18 protein-coding genes are annotated in these 15,312 nt (G+C 63.2%); 8 read left to right on the plus strand and 10 right to left on the minus strand.

Features of this window, described 5'->3' with window-relative positions:
- Positions 1 to 46 precede the first annotated feature (46 nt).
- Positions 47 to 724, minus strand: a complete 678-nt coding sequence (locus LB523_RS04175) for an MIP family channel protein (protein ID WP_095769152.1) — start codon at positions 722 to 724, stop codon at positions 47 to 49.
- A 333-nt stretch (positions 725 to 1,057) separates the two neighbouring features.
- Here LB523_RS04175 and LB523_RS04180 point away from each other — a divergent pair, with 333 nt between their 5' ends.
- From LB523_RS04180 to LB523_RS04190, 3 genes are all read left to right on the plus strand, one after another.
- Complete coding sequence (locus tag LB523_RS04180; protein ID WP_224601065.1) at positions 1,058 to 2,350, plus strand: RsmB/NOP family class I SAM-dependent RNA methyltransferase; 1,293 nt, start codon at positions 1,058 to 1,060, stop codon at positions 2,348 to 2,350.
- A 94-nt stretch (positions 2,351 to 2,444) separates the two neighbouring features.
- Positions 2,445 to 2,906, plus strand: a complete 462-nt coding sequence (locus LB523_RS04185) for a PaaI family thioesterase (protein WP_140635058.1) — start codon at positions 2,445 to 2,447, stop codon at positions 2,904 to 2,906.
- A 139-nt stretch (positions 2,907 to 3,045) separates the two neighbouring features.
- Positions 3,046 to 3,684, plus strand: coding sequence for a 5'-methylthioadenosine/S-adenosylhomocysteine nucleosidase (locus LB523_RS04190; RefSeq protein WP_224601066.1), 639 nt, complete (start codon positions 3,046 to 3,048; stop codon positions 3,682 to 3,684).
- Between the two features lie 12 nt (positions 3,685 to 3,696).
- On the opposite strand, the gene LB523_RS04195 is transcribed toward LB523_RS04190, so the two are convergent.
- On the minus strand, positions 3,697 to 4,014 hold the full coding sequence (locus tag LB523_RS04195) for a hypothetical protein (protein WP_140839398.1): 318 nt from the start codon (positions 4,012 to 4,014) through the stop codon (positions 3,697 to 3,699).
- 87 nt (positions 4,015 to 4,101) lie between these two features.
- Between LB523_RS04195 and LB523_RS04200 the strand changes: the two genes are divergently transcribed.
- From LB523_RS04200 to LB523_RS04220, 5 genes are all read left to right on the plus strand, one after another.
- Complete coding sequence (locus LB523_RS04200; protein WP_224601067.1) at positions 4,102 to 4,584, plus strand: MarR family winged helix-turn-helix transcriptional regulator; 483 nt, start codon at positions 4,102 to 4,104, stop codon at positions 4,582 to 4,584.
- 57 nt (positions 4,585 to 4,641) lie between these two features.
- Complete coding sequence (guaA, locus tag LB523_RS04205; RefSeq protein WP_224601068.1) at positions 4,642 to 6,207, plus strand: glutamine-hydrolyzing GMP synthase; 1,566 nt, start codon at positions 4,642 to 4,644, stop codon at positions 6,205 to 6,207.
- Between the two features lie 208 nt (positions 6,208 to 6,415).
- Positions 6,416 to 6,781 (plus strand): VOC family protein, encoded by a 366-nt coding sequence (locus tag LB523_RS04210; protein WP_140847749.1) that lies wholly within the window; start codon positions 6,416 to 6,418, stop codon positions 6,779 to 6,781.
- 311 nt (positions 6,782 to 7,092) lie between these two features.
- Positions 7,093 to 9,018, plus strand: a complete 1,926-nt coding sequence (locus tag LB523_RS04215) for an APC family permease (RefSeq protein ID WP_224601069.1) — start codon at positions 7,093 to 7,095, stop codon at positions 9,016 to 9,018.
- Positions 9,019 to 9,171: 153 nt separating this feature from the next.
- The gene (locus LB523_RS04220) at positions 9,172 to 9,732 is read left to right on the plus strand and encodes a sigma-70 family RNA polymerase sigma factor (RefSeq protein ID WP_140844594.1); all 561 of its coding nucleotides are present in this window, start codon (positions 9,172 to 9,174) and stop codon (positions 9,730 to 9,732) included.
- Between the two features lie 13 nt (positions 9,733 to 9,745).
- Here LB523_RS04220 and LB523_RS04225 read toward each other — a convergent pair whose 3' ends face one another.
- The 8 genes from LB523_RS04225 to LB523_RS04260 all read right to left on the minus strand — a co-directional run bounded on the left by LB523_RS04225 (position 9,746) and on the right by LB523_RS04260 (position 15,310).
- Positions 9,746 to 9,907: a hypothetical protein gene (locus LB523_RS04225; RefSeq protein ID WP_176477115.1), complete on the minus strand. Its 162-nt coding sequence runs from the start codon at positions 9,905 to 9,907 to the stop codon at positions 9,746 to 9,748.
- A 123-nt stretch (positions 9,908 to 10,030) separates the two neighbouring features.
- The gene (locus tag LB523_RS04230; protein ID WP_224544246.1) at positions 10,031 to 10,168 is read right to left on the minus strand and encodes a hypothetical protein; all 138 of its coding nucleotides are present in this window, start codon (positions 10,166 to 10,168) and stop codon (positions 10,031 to 10,033) included.
- A 191-nt stretch (positions 10,169 to 10,359) separates the two neighbouring features.
- Complete coding sequence (locus tag LB523_RS04235; RefSeq protein WP_224601070.1) at positions 10,360 to 10,578, minus strand: hypothetical protein; 219 nt, start codon at positions 10,576 to 10,578, stop codon at positions 10,360 to 10,362.
- A gap of 59 nt (positions 10,579 to 10,637) precedes the next feature.
- Positions 10,638 to 11,552 (minus strand): class I SAM-dependent methyltransferase, encoded by a 915-nt coding sequence (locus LB523_RS04240; protein ID WP_224601071.1) that lies wholly within the window; start codon positions 11,550 to 11,552, stop codon positions 10,638 to 10,640.
- Complete coding sequence (locus LB523_RS04245; RefSeq protein WP_224601072.1) at positions 11,549 to 12,541, minus strand: GNAT family N-acetyltransferase; 993 nt, start codon at positions 12,539 to 12,541, stop codon at positions 11,549 to 11,551. The genes LB523_RS04240 and LB523_RS04245 overlap by 4 nt, the downstream gene beginning before the upstream one ends.
- Entirely contained in the window at positions 12,541 to 13,602 is a 1,062-nt protein-coding gene (locus LB523_RS04250) for a glycosyltransferase (protein ID WP_224601073.1), read from the minus strand. The genes LB523_RS04245 and LB523_RS04250 overlap by 1 nt, the downstream gene beginning before the upstream one ends.
- An 18-nt stretch (positions 13,603 to 13,620) precedes the next feature.
- The gene (locus LB523_RS04255) at positions 13,621 to 14,556 is read right to left on the minus strand and encodes a beta-xylosidase (protein ID WP_140542290.1); all 936 of its coding nucleotides are present in this window, start codon (positions 14,554 to 14,556) and stop codon (positions 13,621 to 13,623) included.
- On the minus strand, positions 14,549 to 15,310 hold the full coding sequence (locus tag LB523_RS04260; protein WP_224601074.1) for a TIGR04290 family methyltransferase: 762 nt from the start codon (positions 15,308 to 15,310) through the stop codon (positions 14,549 to 14,551). The genes LB523_RS04255 and LB523_RS04260 overlap by 8 nt, the downstream gene beginning before the upstream one ends.
- Between the last annotated feature and the right edge of the window lie 2 nt (positions 15,311 to 15,312).

A 15,312-nucleotide genomic window follows, 5' to 3' on the forward strand; every position in this document is an offset into this window, starting at 1 on the left:
AAAAGGCGCGGGTCATGCCCGCGCCTTTTACTTTATCGAACTGCGGTCAGTCTTTTTCGAAGACGCCGGCCTTGGCGACGACGCCGGCAATCGCGCCGCCGACCAGCGGCGCGACGATGAACAGCCAGAGCTGGCTGAGCGCAGCACCCCCCGAAAACAGCGCCGGGCCGATCGAACGGGCCGGATTGACCGAGGTGCCGGTCACCGGGATCATGGCGAAGTGGATGCCCGCCAGCGTCAGTCCGATGGCCAGGCCGGCAAAGGCGGTGGTGTGCTTGGCGTTGGTGACGCCGAGGATCACGGTGACGAAGGTGAAGGTGCCGATCAGCTCCCACAGGAAGGCTGAGCTCATGCCCCATTTCGTTTCGTCCCAGCCATTCGCGCCGAAGCCGCCGGTGTGGCCGCCGACCTGGCCGGAAACGATGATCCACAGCGCCAGCGAGGCGATGATGGCGCCGATGATCTGCGCGATCCAGTAGGGGACGACGTCCTTGGCCGGCATCCGCCCCGCCAGGAACACGCCGAGCGTCACCGCCGGATTGAGATGCGCGCCCGAGATCGGGCCGATCGCATAGGCCGCGGCGATCAGGCCGATGCCGAACGCCAGGCCGATGCCTTCCTGTCCGAGCGGCAGCGCGCCGCCGAAGCCGCCCGTGACCACGGAGGCGGTGCCGATGAACACCAACAAAAACGTGCCGAGAACTTCTGCCAGATAAGTCTTCATTGCCCTCTCCTTATAGGATCCGTCGAAACCGCGTTTCCTGCGTCGCGAATCACTACCGGAAGAGTATTCCTGCCGGAAACACTTGAAAAGCTTGGAGGTTAAGCCGGTTTGCTTTCTTGCAGGCGTCAATCAAAAACATTAGAAGTCTTTCATGTTCTGATCGATTGTTCTTGTTTCCTGACTCGGGCTCCCACCAACGGAAAAATCGTTCGGCCAAATGGGCCGGTCTTGAAACGCCATTTCATCGGCAAACCGAACGGAACTGTTTCAATCCTGGTCGGAAAGGCTTTATGAGCGGGCTGGAACCGATTTGTAACAGCTACGGAAAACGGGATGCGACTGGGCGGAAGGCTGGCGGCGGCCATAGAGGTTCTTGAAGACATCGGCCGGCGCCACCGGCCGGTGGCCGACGCCCTGCGCGACTGGGGCCTGTCGCATCGCTTCGCCGGCGGCGGCGATCGCGCCGCGATCGGCAACATCGTCTATGACGCGCTGCGCCGCAAACGCTCAGCCGGCTGGCTGTTCGGCGAGGACACGCCGCGCGCCATCGGCTTCGGCGCGCTTCTGTTGGAGTGGGGGCAGACGGCGCAGTCGCTCAACGACGCGCTGGACGGCGACAAATTCGCGCCGCCGCTGCTCAGCGTGTCCGAGCTGAAGGCAGCCGCCAGCCGTAGTCTGGCCGACGCGCCCGATGCTGTGCGGGCTGATGTCCCAGACTGGTGCGCGCCGTTGCTCGATCAAGCCTATGGCGACGCCTGGGTCGAAGAAGGCGCCGCTCTGGCGCAGCGCCCGCCGCTGGATCTCAGGGTCAACACGCTCCAGGCCGATCGCGCCAAGGTGCTGGCCGAGCTCCAGGGCACTGGTGCCGCGCCAACGGCGATCGCGCCGCACGGCATCCGCATCCCGCCGATCGACGGCGACGGCCGGCATCCGAACGTCCAGGCCGAGCCTGCCTTCCAGAAAGGCTGGTTCGAAGTGCAGGACGAGGGTTCGCAGCTTGCCGCCGCGCTTGCCGGCGCCGCGCCCGGCATGCAGGTGCTCGATTATTGCGCCGGCGCCGGCGGCAAGACGCTGGCGCTGTCGGCCGAGATGGACAATCGGGGCCAGCTCTTCGCCCATGACGCGGAGAAGGTGCGGCTGGCACCGATCTTCGAGCGCATCCGCCGCTCGCACAATCGCAACGTCCAGGTCGTCAGCAAGCCGACGGAGCTTGCACCGCTCACTGGGCATATGGATGTCGTGCTGATCGACGCGCCCTGCACCGGCAGCGGCACCTGGCGGCGCCGGCCCGACGCCAAATGGCGACTGACGGAAAGGCAGCTCGATGCCCGCAAGGCAGAGCAGCTGGCGATCCTCGACACCGCGCAAGTCTTCGTCAAGCCGGGCGGCCTGCTGGTCTACATCACCTGTTCGGTGTTCGAGGCCGAGAACGGCGAGCAGGTCGCCGCGTTCCGCGCGCGCCATGAAGGCTTCGCGCCGGTCGATCACCGCCAACTATGGGACAGCCGCTTCCCGGGCCATGAAGGGGCCGCGCGTATTGCCGATGCCGGCGGTATCTCGCTGTCGCCGGCGCTCAGCGGCACCGACGGGTTCTATCTCCACGCCTTGCGCAGGACTGCCTCTTGAAGCCAGCCGGGCTTTTGTTGCGCTGCAGCATAAAAGATTGCCTGTCTTGCCTGGCTCTGCAATAAACTTCGCCAGCAATGTGAGGCAAAGCGCCATGGCGGCAGCCAAGATCGTACCCGCTCCGGATTTCGAGGAACGCGTCAGGGCGTCCTTTGCCCGCCAGGAGGCGATGGCGACGATCGGCGCCGAGCTGACGCTGGTGACGCCTGGCATCATCGAGATCGAGATGCCGTATTCCGCCTCGCTGACCCAGCAGCACGGTTTCCTGCATGCCGGCGTCATCTCCACCGCATTGGACTCCGCCTGCGGTTACGCGGCCTTTTCGCTGATGCCGGAGAATTCCGGCGTGCTGACCATCGAGTTCAAGGTGAACCTGCTCGCGCCGGGCAGGGGCGAGCGGTTCTTGTTCCGCGGCTCCGTGACCAAACCCGGCCGCACCATCATCGTCGCCGACGGCCAGGCCTACGCCTTCGCCGCCGACGGCGAGGCCAAGCTGATCGCCACCATGACCGGCACGATGATGACGGTGGTCGGCCGCGACGGGATAGAGGGGTGAGGAGCGGTCCGTGCAGCGGACGAAAAGCTCCCAAATGGGCTTTTCGAGCGACGAACGCCCGGAGCCTTAGCGAAGGCCGGCAGGCCGCGAGGGCACGTTGTCCCTTTCTCGTCGTCGTAGCAAATAGGGGTAAAGCTTCATGACTATCGAAGTGTCACGCCTGTCGCAAAAATCCGTTCTCTTCGTCATGGCGGTCGAGGCCGAATACGGTCCGCACCTGAAAAACCAGTTCACGCCGCTGATGACCGGGGTCGGTCCGGTCGAGGCCGGGGTCAGGCTGGGCGCCGAACTCGCGGCATTGAAGGCTGAAGGCGCGCTTCCGGACCTAGTCGTCTCGCTGGGCTCGGCCGGCAGCCGCAGGCTGGAGCAGACCGAGATCTACCAGGCCGTGTCGGTGAGCTATCGCGACATGGACGCTTCGCCGCTTGGCTTCGAGAAGGGCGCGACGCCTTTCCTCGAACTGCCGGTGTCGGTGCCGCTGCCCTTCGTCATTCCAGGCATCAAGACCGCCACGCTCTCGACCGGCGGCGCGATCGTCTCCGGCGTTGCCTATGACGCCATTGATGCCGACATGGTCGACATGGAGACCTTTGCCTGCCTGCGTGCCTGCCAGCTGTTCGGCGTGCCGCTGATTGGGCTCCGCGGCATTTCCGACGGCGCGGCCGATCTCAGGCACGTCAACGACTGGACGGAATATCTGCACGTCATCGACGAGAAGCTCGCCGCGGCCGTCGCCCTGCTGGAACAAGCGATCGGCGGCGGCCTGCTTGGTGGCTGACTGCCGGTTGGATCAGGCAGCAAGGCGTTGCGGATCGCCGAAATCGATGCGTGAAATGCGTCCACGGGAGGCGCCTGTCGCATCGATATAGTCGATTGCCCCCGCTGTATGATCGAGTTTCCACGCGCCGGCGGGGCCGTTTTTCCATTCGACCTTGTAGCCGTCGTCAAGCAGCGTCCAGGTCCCGTGAAAGCGCGTGCCATCCGGCAGGAGCATGTGCGCCCGATCGTGGGTTTCATAGTGGATGAAGGCGTTCTTGCCGCCCATGTCGATGACATGCGTGGTTCCGACCATGATAATGGCCAGCGTGTCCCTGTTCAGTATCGTCATTGTTCCTGTCCGCGGGTTTGCGTTTCTCGAATGGCCTCGACGCCAAGAAGATCGTCAAGTATCTTGACCATACGGAGTTCGAATTAAATGGTCAAGGAGCTTGACGAAAAAACTGACGGGCTGTCCGATCACGTCGGTTGGCGGCTGTGGCAGGCGAGCCGTGCCTGGCAGGCGGAATTTGCCGCTGCTATGCGGGCCGCCGGCCACGCTTGGTTCAGCGAAGCGCGTGCCGGGCTGCTTGGACACATTCCGCGCAACGGCACGCGCCAGTCGGCATTGATCGAGCGCGCGGCGACCTCCAAGCAAGCGGTTCAGCAATTGCTCGACGGGCTCGAGGCGGAAGGCGTGCTGGAGCGATTGCCCGATCCACGGGACGGGCGCGGCAAGCTCGTGCGCTATACGCGCAAAGGCCTGGATGCCTTGCGCGACGGCGATCGCATCAAGCTTCAGATCGAACGCAGCTATATCGATCGCATCGGCGAGCAGCGGTTCGCGGCGCTGATGGACGCCTTGCGCTCACTTGACGCCGGGCAGGGCGATGCATCGGGAGAAGCACCAGCATCGAAGTGAACGGCGCGACCGCGCCAACCCATTGCGCCGACTCGTTTCTTTCTCTAAAGGCTCGCCATGACGACGACAGCCAATCATCCCGACACCGTTCTGATTGTCGATTTCGGCAGCCAGTTCACGCAACTCATCGCCCGCCGCATCCGCGAGGCCGGCGTCTTTTCCGAGATCGTGCCGTTCCAATCGGCCGAAGCGGCCTTCAAGCGCATCGAGCCCAAAGCGGTGATCCTGTCGGGCGGCCCGGCCTCGACCACCGACATCGGCAGCCCGCGTGCGCCGCAGGTCGTCTTCGACGCCGGCGTGCCGGTGCTCGGCATCTGCTATGGCCAGATGGCGCTCTGCGTGCAGATGGGCGGCGTCGCCGAAAGCTCCAATCATCGCGAGTTCGGCCGCGCCTTCGTCGAGATCGAGAAGGAGAGCCCGCTGTTCGAAGGCCTGTGGGCGCCTGGCCAGCGCCACCAGGTGTGGATGAGTCACGGCGACCGGGTCATCGAGTTGCCGCCGGGCTTCAAGGTGCTCGGCAAGTCGGAAAGCTCGCCCTTCGCCATTTTCGGCGATGTCGAGCGCAAGATGTACGGCATCATGTTCCACCCGGAAGTGGTGCACACGCCGGACGGCGCCAGGCTACTCCGGAACTTCGTCCACAACATCGCCGGCATCGAGGGCGACTGGACGATGCGCGCCTATCGCGAGCACGCTGTGGAATTGATCCGCAAGCAGGTCGGCAAGGGCAAGGTCATCTGCGCGCTCTCCGGCGGCGTCGACTCCTCCGTCGCCGCACTTTTGATCCACGAAGCGATCGGCGACCAGCTGACCTGCATCCTCGTCGACCACGGTCTGATGCGCAAGGACGAGGCCAAGGGCGTCGTGGAGATGTTCCGCCAGCATTACAATTTGCCGCTGATCCTGGTGGACGCCTCCGACCGTTTCATCTCGGCGCTGGAAGGCGAGGCCGATCCCGAAAAGAAGCGCAAGACCATCGGCCGCTTGTTCATCGAGGTGTTCGAGGAAGAGGCGAAGAAGCTCGGCGGCGCCGATTTCCTGGCCCAGGGCACGCTTTATCCCGATGTCATCGAAAGCGTCTCCTTCTCCGGCGGTCCGTCGGTGACGATCAAATCGCACCACAATGTCGGCGGCCTGCCCGAGCGCATGAACATGAAGCTGGTCGAGCCGCTGCGCGAACTGTTCAAGGATGAGGTGAGGGCGCTCGGCAAGGAGCTCGGCCTCCCGGAAAGCTTCATCGGCCGCCATCCTTTCCCCGGCCCAGGCCTTGCCATCCGTTGCCCGGGCGGCATCACGCGCGAAAAACTGGAGATCCTGCGCGAGGCCGACGCCATCTATCTCGATGAGATCCGCAAAGCCGGCCTCTATGACGCCATCTGGCAGGCTTTCGCCGTGCTGCTGCCGGTGCAGACCGTGGGCGTCATGGGTGATGGCCGGACCTACGAATTCGTCTGCGCGCTGCGCGCCGTCACCTCGGTCGACGGCATGACGGCCGATTTCTACCACTACGACATGAACTTCCTCGCCGCCGCAGCCACCCGCATCATCAACGAGGTGCGCGGCATTAACCGGGTGGTGTATGACGTGACGTCGAAGCCGCCGGGGACGATCGAGTGGGAATGACAGGGATCGCCATGCAGTAGCATGGGATAGGACGATGTATAAGCGATCGGAGACCAGCGACAGATAGAAATCGAGCGACGCGGCTCCGCAGGCGGTAGAAGCCCAGGTCGTGTCCTCATCAGCCGACCGGCAGACTATTGGCCGCCAATGCCAAGGAACCACATTCCCATCGGCCAGTTCACTTTCTATGGTGAAAGGAGCACGGGCCATGGCATCCGTCCGATACATTGTGACAGACGTTGACAGTTCGGTCGCGTTTTATCGCGATAACCTCGAGTTCGAGGTTGACATGCACAACCCTGGCAAGTTCGCAGCGCTCATTCGCGATGATCTCACGCTTTACCTTAGCGCTCCGGGGGCAGGCAGTGGAGGAACTGCTGGCGGCAAACCAGAACCTGGCGGATGGAATCGATTCATGATCGTCACGAAGGACATAGATGTCGTCGTCGGCCGGTTGAACGATGCAGGCGTCAAATTCAAAGGAGAAATCAGCGAGGCGGGAGCTGGTCGCGCCAGACTTCTGGAAGATCCGTCGGGCAATCTGGTTGAGCTGTTTGAATTCAAGAAGAAATGAATGGGCGCGCAGATCGTCAACAACGACGTTCATGTTCATGCGCTTCACAAGTCCGACCGAATGCAGCTGAGGGAGCTGCCCGGCTGGCATTGAAGTGCGTGGCCGCACTTGATGCCACAGTCGCTGAAACCAAGCAGACAAGCAATCCGAGCGCTCGCGCTGCGCGACCGCCCCATAGCGCCACGAGATCCGCTCGCGGCCGGCGATTCCTAGCGACCGGCCCATTCCCGCCCGCCCTCAGAATCGGAAGGCGCAGTCGAGGAACATTCTTCTCCCCGCGCTATTCGGGAGAAGTTTCTCGGGACAACGACATGTCGATACTGGGCTGGATTCTCGGCCGGCGCCTGGCAAATCAGGAACAGTCGCAACGCAAGATCGGCGTGTTCGAGGGCGTGCCGGCAATGGGCCTCGATGGGCTGGGTTCGTCGGCCTATGGGCCGGAAGCGGCGCTCACGATCCTGATCCCGCTCGGCGCGGCGGGTCTCGGCTATATCGGTCCGATCATGGGCGCCATAGTCGGTTTGCTCGCGGTCCTTTATCTTTCCTACCGCCAGACCATCGCCGCTTACCCCGGCAATGGGGGCGCTTATATCGTCTCGCGCGAAAATCTTGGCCGCAATGCCAGCCTGCTCGCCGCCGCCGCGCTGATGGTCGACTACGTGCTCAATGTCGCCGTAGGCATCTCTGCCGGCGTCGGCGCGCTGGTGTCGGCGCTGCCTTCGCTGCATGCCTACACGCTTTGGATCTGCCTCGGGATCCTGCTCTTGGTAACCGTCGTCAACCTGCGCGGCACGCTCGATGCCGGCCGGTTGTTTGCCCTGCCGACCTATCTGTTCGTTGCGAGCTTCCTGGCGATCCTGGCGATCGGCGTCTCGAAGACGCTTGCCTCCGGCGGTCAGCCGGTGCCGGCAATTCCGCCGCCGCCCCTGCAGCAGCCGTCCGAAACGGTAAGCCTGCTCCTCTTGATGCACGCCTTTGCCAGCGGCTGCACGGCGATGACCGGCGTAGAGGCGGTCAGCAACGGCATGACCGCATTCAAGGATCCGCCCGTCAGGCACGGCCGGCGCACGCTGGCGGCGATCTGTCTGATCCTTGGACTGCTGCTCGGCGGCATCGCCTTCCTGTCGGCACGCTACCGCATCGGTGCGATGGATCAGGAGAAGGACGGCTATCAGAGCGTGCTGTCGCAGCTTGCGCATGCCGTCGTTGGCGACGGGGTCTTCTACTATGTCGCCATCGGTAGCCTGCTTTGCGTGCTGGCGCTTTCGGCCAATACAAGCTTCGTCGATTTCCCCCGCCTTTGCCGCATGGTGGCGGAAGACGGATATCTTCCCAAGCCCTTCGCCATGGTTGGCCGCCGGCTCGTTTTCTCCATCGGCATCCTTTACCTCGCCTCGTCGACAGGACTGCTGCTGGTCGTGTTCGGCGGCATCACCGACCATCTGATCCCGCTTTTCGCCATCGGCGCCTTTCTGACGTTCACACTGTCGCAGACCGGGATGGTGATGCACTGGGTAAAGGCGCTTCGCACAAGCAAGGACACGAGCCGGACGGGCAACCGGATGCATCTGGCGATCAACGCGTTCGGCGGCATAGTCACCGCGCTGGCGCTCATCGTGATTGTCGTCGCCAAATTCAGGGAAGGCGCCTGGATCACGGTGATCGTCATCCCGGTTGTGATCCTCCTGCTGCGGCTGGTGAGGCGCTATTACGACCAGCTCGAGGCAAGTCTGCGCGAGCCCGGGAAAGTCGATTTGAGCAGCACCGAGCCTCCTGTCGTTCTTGTCGTGACCCAGCAATGGAACAGGATGGCGGACAAGGCGCTCAGCTTTGCCTTTCACCTGTCCGAAGATGTCATCGCCGTCCATGTGGCGCGGCTGTCGGGTGAAGAGAGCGACGAAGAGCGCGCAATTCGCGGGAGGTGGTCGCAGGATGTGGAAGCGCCGGCGAGGGCGGCTGGCCTGCGCCCGCCGCGCCTGCTTCTCCTCAATGCCGACTACCGGCTGATGTACGAGCCGTTATTGAAGGAGATCAAGGCGCTGCGCCGCGAGTTCGACGGCCGCACCATTGCCGTGCTGCTCCCAGAGGTCGTGCCGCCCAATTGGTGGCAATATATGCTGCATACGCAGCGCGCTCGCCGATTGCACGCCAAACTGCTCGAGTTCGGCGGATCGGACATCGTGATCATTTCCATGCCTTGGTATATCGAGGAACCGAAGATCGAGGCGGCCCGTTGAATGTTGCCGCTCCCTTCGATCACGCCACCTCACCAAAAGTTTGGCCGAGCGATGGAAAACAGGAACGTTCCGATTTCTCAAACATTCTCCCTAGTCTGCACTGCGTAATTCCTACTTGCTGGGGCCGGAACATTGTCATTCAGAGAGCATAATCTGCCGAACCCCAGCACCGAGGAGATCTCCATCGTCAACCTCATTCCTGCCTTGCGGGCTTTTGCGCGAACCTTCTGTCGCGTGCCCGACGATGCCGACGATCTTGTGCAGGAAACGTTGACCAAGGGGCTCTCCAACCTGGACAAATTCGAGCCCGGCACGCGCCTGAAGTCCTGGCTCTTCACCATCATGCGCAACACGCACTACACGCGTGTCAAAGCGGCGGCCAGGGAGGCCCCCGGGCTGCTCGACTGCGCCTCCAGCCGGCCGATTTCGGAACCGTCCCAGGATTGGTCCGTGCAAAGCAGGGAAGTGCATCAAGCCATCCAGAAGCTGCCGTCCCATCAGCGTGAGGTCTTGATGCTGATCGGCGTACTGGGCGTAAGCTACGAAGAAACCGCGCAAATATGCGGTTGCGCTGTCGGCACCGTCAAAAGCCGCCTCAACCGCGCCCGTGCCGGCGTTCTGGAATTCCTCGGAGAAAGCTCGCCGCAAGCGCTGATCGAGCCACGACGTCAACTTTCGGACAATCATTGGGATACAGAGGGCGCAAGGCGCTAAGCCCGGCCAAATCCTACCGGCGCTGGGCTGCCGTCATGACTTTGGCCTCTCTCATCAACGAGGCCCAATTCAGACCGAGCAGAGAAACAAGTTCGAGCGCTTGCGCTTCGGTGATGCCCGTCTGCGCGACCAGACGCCGAACGAGTTCGTCCACTTCCGGAGTTCTGCCAGCCATCGGGATGATCCCCAATCGGCTACAACGATTAACTTATGTTAAGGTTCCACCGATCACGCTACAGCGGGCGATATCGATGGCCTCCCGTCTCCAAGGAATGCCGCATCCTTGCTGGTGACATCTTCAACCGCGCTCACCCGTCATGTCGCCTTTGCGCTTTTCGATCAGAGCGTTCTGCAGTTCGAGCGCAAGCCTTGTCAGCCGGTCAGGGACCTCCTCCCGCTCGATAGCGTTCAGCAGCGATGCGATCTCCTGGTCCAAGCTCTGGATTACCTGGGCGCAAAGGTCGCGCTGACTCCTGTGAGACATGGCATTCTCTTAACAAACAGAGGCCCTTCAAATCTCACAGAGGCATAGCCGACCGGCCTATGCAAGGCGCCTGCCGCAGGCTGTAGGGTTTCCGGTCTGTTGTCCCCGGATTTTGCGGCAAGAGGTGATCTGGAAACATCAGCTCAATCCTTGGGAAGGCGGTTCGCAGCGTGATCCTGATACTGATCGGATTTGATCCGGTTGCCGTCCAGACCTCGTTGCTCGGTGTGCTGCTTCTTGTCCCGGTTGGACAGCACGTCGTTCTCGCCGACCATGTCCCTTGCAAGCGTCGTCTTGGCTCCGGTTCCGGAACCCTTGCCTTGGCTGCCGCGGCCCATCTGCTTCTTACCGCCGGATGCCATCTGCTTCTCCCTGTTCTGCTGGCCTGGAACTGTTCGGTGACCGAACTGCCGCCGGTGCGTTATGTTCCGCCGTCACGACGGACAAGGAAGGCCATGCCGTCCCAACTGCCGAACGGCTTTTCGCCGTCGACCACGAGGTCCATGCCGCATGCATGAGAAAGACGGCTGATGTCGCCAGAATCGATACCCGGTGATGTCCGATAGGAATAGTTGAGGATCGCTGCCATTCCTCCCCGCCGCAGCACGCGCGCGATCTCGATGAAATGCCGCTCGGCAACCCCGGCGAGCACCAGGTAAGGAAAACTGTCCAGGGCCAGCACGCCGTCAAAGCTTGCATCGGCGAAATCACCGAGATCGAGGCCTGAGGTCAGGTGAAATTCCACATTGGCAAGGCCGGCGCATCGCCGGCGCGCGATTTCGATCATTCGCGACGAGATATCGATGCCGACGACATATCCTGCGTGGGTCCCGAGCGCATGTTCGAGACGCCCGATGCCGCAGCCGATGTCGAGTATGTGCTTATGGGCACCAACGAAGCCCTGCTGTTCCAGCCATGTGACAATCTCGGCGGTGGTGGTCGACAGCCTGTGCTCGTCGCCAAGCGAGGACAACTGGACGCTGGCCGCGGGAGATATGGCGGCGGCCCGATCGAAGCTGCCGGCCAGCCGTTTGACGGTCATGGCGGTCGGTTCGCTATCCGGCCAGTCATGCGACACGCAGGCAGCCGCTCTGCGGACCTTGTCGAAGGCGTCCGCCTTGCCACGAAGCATCGTGGCGACCTCCTCCAGCCAGCATCGCCGGGGAGCATGGCTTGGACGCATGTCCAGCGCGATATCCGCCAGTTGCGCCGCGCTGGTCGTCTTCTCGGTATAAACGGCCAATCTGGCCAGCGCGTTGTCGACGGAAAGGCCGTCCGTCATGCAATCCTCGAGCAGGCGCCTGGCAATCGCGCCGGGTTGGCTCGCGATGTTCACGGCGATGCGCTCCTGGTCCAGACCTTCTGCGCCGTCCAGCGGTCCTTCGCGCCCCAGCCATATTTGTAACCTTCCCTGCCGCGCAGGAAATCGAACTCCAGCGCGCCCTCGCTGGCGGCTCCGGTGATGGCATGCCCGATCAGAATCGCGCCGGGGCTTTCGTCGGCATAGGCCGGATCGAAACCGCCAAGATAGGCATAGGCCCGATCGCGGTGATGAAAACCGTAATAGGCGCCGACGACGGCATCGTCGATCTGGATCGTCAAGCATCGCGCCATGCCGTTATCGGCAAGCCGCGGCAGGGCCCGGCGATGAAATTCCACAGCCGTGTCAGACAGGACGCCACCGCCATGGCCGGTCCAGCGCGCGCCATGCAGTCGGATGAGCCTGTCGAGAAATGTCTGCGGATCGGATTCGCCGCGGCTGACAATGACGGTTCCTCTTCGCCGGGCAGCTCTCTCGGCGCGGCGCAACTGACGCCTCCGTCTCGCCGGAACCGAGCGGGCCAGAGTCCGATCGCCGTCGAGCAACAGCACAGGACAGGCCGCGTGCGCCATCGATCGGCGCTCTTCGGCATTCGGCAGCTTAAGGCTCAGCGATATGGCATCGGCCGAGAGATCGGGCAGGATCCACTGCGACCATTCCAGCGACAGCGCCGCTTCGGCTATGGCGGCCTCAGTCTCCGCCTCCAGTTCCGGCGCGCACAAGATGTCGAGATAGTCGCTCAGCGAAATCCCGATGGGGAGCAGGCGCTGACCGCAACCATGCCTTTCGATATAGAGCGGCGCCAGTCCGGCGAGTTCGTCTCCGCTCCACACGGCAATTGCCGTGAGATCGCCCGGCGCGAACGTACGCCACCAGGGGATGAGCCAGGCAGGAGACTGGAACGGCGTGGCCGAGATGCTCCGCGCCCAGAGTTGCCACCAGCACGGCTCGAGGTCCTCGAACGTCCCTGGATCGCGAATGATCTCGGTGCGCAGACCGCCCATCAGGCGATTCCCAGCAAGGTGCGGCGGGTGCCAAGCTTGGCCAGCGCTTCGTAAGCATCCATGTAGGATGTGACCATGCGCTCAAGCGAGAAGCGGCGGCGCGCCTCGGCCCGGCAGGTCTCATGGTCCAGCGCTCCAGAATGGACGATGGCCTTAGCCATCTCCTCGACGTCATTGACCAGAAATCCGGTTCTGCCATGCTGGACGACGTCGGGAAGGGCGCCATTCGGGAAAGCGACGACTGGCGTGCCGCAGGCAAGCGCCTCCATTGCGACAAGCGAGCTTGTTTCGGCGGCAAGGCTGGGGACGACCAGGCAGCGGGCGGCGTTGAGCAGCCGCCGTTTGGCGCGAAACCCCAGCGGCCCGAGAAAACGCCGCTGCCGATCGAGACGAGGACGGACCTCGTCAGCGAAATAGCGCAAATGTGTGTCATAGGGATAGACCTGGCCGGCGATCGCCAGGGGAGTGCCGGCGCGCTTGGCTGCCTCGATTGCGAGATGGATGCCCTTTTCGGGGCAGATGCGGCTGAGCACCAAAGCGAAATCGAGCCGCAACCGGGGCTCGTTCAGCGCATCGATATCGACGCCGTTTGGAATAGGCTTCGCAAGTCTCGACCCTGCCGGCGCAGTCCTATGCTGCGCCTCCGAGACCGCGTGCAGCCACAGGTCCTCGCGCGACGGCGCAAGCACTTCGGAGGGATACCAGCCCAGCGGCAGGTGCAACGTCACCAAGGTTGGGCCGTCGGTGGGCAGATAGGCATCGAAGTCGATGCCGTGGAGGTGAACGACGTCGATAGGCCAGCGCGCCCGGGCGGCCGCGATCGCGTCGCGATGCGCCTGCTGGGCCCGGTCCTTCGCCGCCTTGTCGAGCACGCCTGCTTCGGCCGGTGTTTCGACCAGGACGCCGGCCGTCTTTGACCCGTGGCAGGCGACGACAACCGACCGGTGGCCCTTCTCAACCAGCGCCCGGTCCAGCGCCGACAGCACCTGCTCGGCGCCGCCGACCGCATCCCGCCCGACTGGCGCGAGGGGGTAGGCGACGTTGAGGACAGTCAGTGTCATCGCCGATCGAGCCGGGATTCACCATGCCGCCGACACGCGCCGCGTTCGTGTCATGTCGTCGCTGATCGCAGGAGCGTAGCGGCGGATCATCGCCGCGCAGAATTCGGCGAATTCCTCGGGCACCTGCGGCGGACTTGTGTGGTGGGGCTGGAGACCGCGATGCTCGGGCGTGAAGCAGAAGGTCACCGTGACGTTGAAGTCGGCGAGCGCTTCCATCTGGCGATCGAACCAGTCCAGCGCGTTCGGCCGGAAGCTGTCCGCCCAGGACAGGCCAGTGCGCAGGTGCGTCACGCCCAGTCGGTGCATCCAGGCAACGGCATCATCCAGCCGATGGTCCTCGAAATGGAACCACTGTACCAGGCCCATTTGCGGGGTGTGGCGCACGAACTCCTCAAGCGCCGGCTTGGGCGTGCCGTCCTCGCGCAGCAGGCCCATGTAGAAGTGCCTGTAATAGGACGAGCCTTCCGCCTCGCGATGGCGCGTCGTCGCCTCCCACGAACGCGGCAGGTCATAGAGGCTGTACCACTGCACCCGCGGTGCGATTCCAAGCAGCAGCTCGGCCGTGCGGCGCAGGCCCCAGAGCTGGATCTCCTCAGCGCCGAAGGTCGACACGCCGACTTCGCTGACCCAGATCGGCAGATCGGTGATGGCGGCGATCTCGCCGAGCTTCTGCGGCCATTCGTTGATTTGCCAGAGGTTCCAGTCGAGCGGGAAGCCATGCACCGCGACGGCGTCGACATGGTCGAGCACGCCGAAATCCTTCATGCGTGTCATGAAGCCGGCATCGATCGGCGAAATACCGCCCAGCACCTTTGTGACGGCCGGGTTTTCCCGGTCGATCGCATCGGCGGCCAGGATTGCCATCGAGGCAAAACGGCTCCAGTCCGGATCGAGCTCGGGATCCCAATGCGATTTGTTGTTGGGCTCGTTCCAGATCATCGCGGCTTCAATCATCGGCCTCTCCTTTCGCGGGATAGACGGCGGCGCCGTCGGACGGATTGCCCGCCGCACGGCAGAAATAGACCTCGTCCTCTGGGTGCAGCACGATTTCGAAGCCGGCGCTGCGCAGCATCGCTTCGGTGCAGGCACGGTTTGGAATCCACCAGTTGGTCGGGTCGTCCGCATAGCGATGCTCGATGAAGTGCAGTTTCGGAAATTCAGGTCGATCGAAGAGGTCGCGTGTCCAGAAATGGTAGTTCTGTTCGAGCGGCAGGACGTCCCCGCTGCCCCTCTGCATCGACTGGAAGATCATCAGGTCGCCTGCGACATGCGCGCGGATCAGGTCGAGCGCCAGCAGCGGATGGCGCAGGTGGTAGAGCACACCCATGAACAGCACGATGTCGAAGCGCTCGCCAAGCGCCCCGACGTCGTAGACGGACATTTCCCGGAATTCGATATCGCAGCCGGCGATCTCGGCGGCGAAGCGCGCCTGGGCGAGGTAGGCCTGGTCGAAATCGATGCCGAGCACGCGGTCGGCGCCGCGCTTCTTCATCTCGATCGAATAGAAGCCGGCGTTGCAGCCGATATCGAGCACGGACATGCCCGAAAGGTCAGTCGGAATGGCATCCGCGAATTTGCGCCATTTGATCAGTGGATAATTGCCGAGGAAATGATCAGGCGCGGTTTCCACGCCCGCAAGCTCCATATTGTGGAACCACGGTCCCAGTGCGTCGATGCGGCGGCGTATTTCCGTGCTGGAATGCAGCATGG

The sequence above is a fragment of the Mesorhizobium sp. ESP-6-4 genome (assembly GCF_020164735.1).
GTDB lineage: Bacteria > Pseudomonadota > Alphaproteobacteria > Rhizobiales > Rhizobiaceae > Mesorhizobium.